This window comes from Luteococcus sp., assembly GCF_043424415.1.
Taxonomy (GTDB): Bacteria; Actinomycetota; Actinomycetes; order Propionibacteriales; family Propionibacteriaceae; genus Luteococcus.
Genome location: NZ_JBHWOO010000135.1, coordinates 1 through 2,630 on the forward strand (window position 1 = coordinate 1; position 2,630 = coordinate 2,630).

Consider the following 2,630-nt stretch of genomic DNA (forward strand, 5'->3'; position numbering starts at 1 on the left):
AAAGTGGCATCGGCGCCCGACTCCTCCAGACGCGTCTGGTAGAAGCCGGGGGCCAGCAGCATGCTGGCGATGCCCACCCGCTCGCCGCACCCACGAGCAGCTTCCAGCAGGGGCGGCAGCTGCCGCGGGGTGGCCAGCTCTACGCGCACCCCGCTCTCCCAGCGGGCGGCCAGGCGGCGGGCCGTGGCGCGGGCCTGCTCGCGGCTGGTGGCGTGGCTGGAGCCGGCCCAGCCGATGATCGTGGTGGGCCAGGGCCCGCCGGCCTCGAGGACCCGCTCGACAATGGCCTGCTCAACCAACGGCTGGCCCAGCGCGGATCCCAGGTGCGGTGTGATCGTGACGCGCTCGGCGTGGGCCGCTGCTTCGGGGACGTCGACGCTCACGTGGTGCCCCAGGCCCAGGAAGGCCGGGAGCAGGAGGTCGTCGTCGCGCACCAGGTCGGCAACGTGCGGTTCGCACACGTCCACCCAGCCCAGCCGCACCGGCTCGCCCAGCCGATGCTCCAGGGCAGAACGGATGTCCTCAACACAGTCACGCCCCGCCTGGCTCCGGGTGCCGTGGGCGGCCAACAGGATGCTCATCGGCTGCCCACCAGTGACGGCTCCTGGTCGCTGTCCGCGACGGGAGCGATGACCTCGGCCCCGGCCTGGCGACGGTCGGCCAGGTGACGGCGCACGCCGATGGTGATGGCACCGGCCCAGGCCACCAACAGGGCGACGACGATCGGGCCCTGGGCCGCCGAGGGGATGTCGAAGCCCTTGAAGAAGGCGCGCAGGTTGCTCAGCACGATGCCGCCACCCACCAGGCCGCCCATGATCTGAGGGGGGATCCGGCTCACCAGCCAGGCGGCCACCGGCGCGGCGACCAGGCCGCCGGCCAGCAGGGCCAGGACGAAGTCGAAGCGCACTCCGATGGTGCCCAGCCCGAACAGGAAGCCGAGTGAGGCGGCCAGCGATACGAGGAATTCCGAGGTGTCCACCGAGCCGATCACGGTGCGCGGGTTGGTGCGGCCCGCGCTGACCAGGGCGGTGGTGGAGATGGGTCCCCAACCACCGCCGCCGGTGGCGTCGACGAAACCGCCCAGCAGTCCGAGCGGGGCCAGGAAGCGCTTGCCGTGCGGCGAGACGCGGGCCTCGGAGACGGCAGTGCGACGCAGGGTGAAACGGGCCAGGATGAACAGGCCCAGGCCCACCAAGATCGCCGCCATCACCGAGGTGGCCGCCTCGGTGGACAACCGGGACAGCACGGTGGCGCCCAGGAAGGCACCCGCCGCCCCGGGCAGGCCCAGGCGCAGCACCAGCGCCCAGTCCACATTGCGCATCTTCCAGTGCGAGGCGCCGGAGGCGACATTGGTGCCGAGCTCGGCCAGGTGCACCGAGGCGCTGGCGACGGCCGGCGAGAGGCCGCCGGCCAGCAGCACCGAGGTGGAGGTGATGCCGTAGCCCATGCCAAGCGAGCCGTCGATCAGTTGGGCGACCAGACCGGCCAGGGCCAGCAGGAGGAGGTGTCTCATCGGGGGTGTTCCTGTCTCACGGGCCCTGGCGGGCGGGTCGGATCAGATGGTCCAGTGGAAGGCGGTCTGGGAGTGGATGATCCCGGGGGCTTCGGGGTCGTCGACCATGCCGGCGGCCAGGCTGAGCCCGGCCTGGGCGTCGACGAGCAGGAAGGCGCCCATGGCACGCGAGTCCGAGTAGGGCTCGGCCATCACCGGGGAGGCCAGCTTCAGCCGCACCCGGCCGATGTCGTTGAGCTCCAGGTGCTCGACGGGCTCCGGCGTCATCGTGTCCAGGTTGAGCCGGCCCTCGAGGTCGCGCACGATGGCCTGCACGGTGCGGGTGGTCTGCTTGAGCAGCACCCGCTGTCCGATCCGCAGGGGCGTGTCGGCCAGCCAGCTGACCATCGCGTTGAGCTCGGTGACCGGCTGTGGGGCGCCGTCCGCGGCCGCGATCAGGTCGCCGCGGGTGATGTCGATCTCGTCGGCCAGGCGCAGCGTCACCGACTGCCCTGCGAAGGCCTGCTGCAGCTGGCCGTCGGACAGCGCACTGGGGGCCTGGTCGATGCCGACGACGGTGGTGGTGCGGCCGCGGGGCAGCACGACGACCTGGTCGCCGACGTGCACGGTGCCCTGGTTCACCACACCGGCATAGCCGCGGTACTCGACGTGCTCGGCGCTCAGCGCCGCCTGCTGGGGGCGCAGCACGTTCTGCACCGCGAAGCGCAGCGGGAGCTGGTCGACGGCCGGGCCGCGGGCCTCGTCCTGCGGGTCGATGGAGACCAGCAGCTCCATCAGCGTCGGGCCCTCGTACCAGGGGGTGTTGGTGGAGCGGTCCACCACGTTGTCGCCGAGCAGGGCGCTGACGGGGATCGTCGAGATCGACTCGACGCCCAGCTCCTCGGCGATGGTGCGGATGTCGGCGTCGACGGCCTGGTAGCGCTCGGCAGAGAAGTCCACCAGGTCGAGCTTGTTGACCGCGACGACCACGTGCGGCACGCGCAGCAGCGCGGCGACGGCCAGGTGGCGTCGGGTCTGCTCCAGCACGCCGCGGCGCACGTCGACCAGCAGCACCAGCACGTCGGCGGTGGACGCCCCGGTGACGGTGTTGCGGGTGTACTGCACGTGCCCGGGGCAG

Annotated in this window: 3 protein-coding genes; all 3 read right to left on the bottom strand. The window is 72.2% G+C overall.

Going from position 1 to position 2,630, the window contains the following annotated elements:
- Window positions 1–581, bottom strand: a 581-nt coding sequence (locus tag ACHFFZ_RS08095; RefSeq protein ID WP_394276133.1) for a sirohydrochlorin chelatase, incomplete at its 3' end; no start/stop codon positions are given.
- The gene (locus tag ACHFFZ_RS08100) at window positions 578–1,513 is read right to left on the bottom strand and encodes a sulfite exporter TauE/SafE family protein (protein WP_394276134.1); all 936 of its coding nucleotides are present in this window, start codon (window positions 1,511–1,513) and stop codon (window positions 578–580) included. The genes ACHFFZ_RS08100 and ACHFFZ_RS08095, both read right to left, overlap by 4 nt.
- A gap of 42 nt (window positions 1,514–1,555) precedes the next feature.
- On the bottom strand, window positions 1,556–2,630 hold a 1,075-nt coding region (locus tag ACHFFZ_RS08105; protein ID WP_394276135.1), incomplete at its 5' end, for a sulfate adenylyltransferase subunit 1.

Coding starts and splice junctions, on each gene's coding strand:
- ACHFFZ_RS08100 (WP_394276134.1), bottom strand. CDS start 1,513: ATGAGACACCTCCTCCTGCTGGCCCTGGCCGGTCTGGTCGCCCAACTG.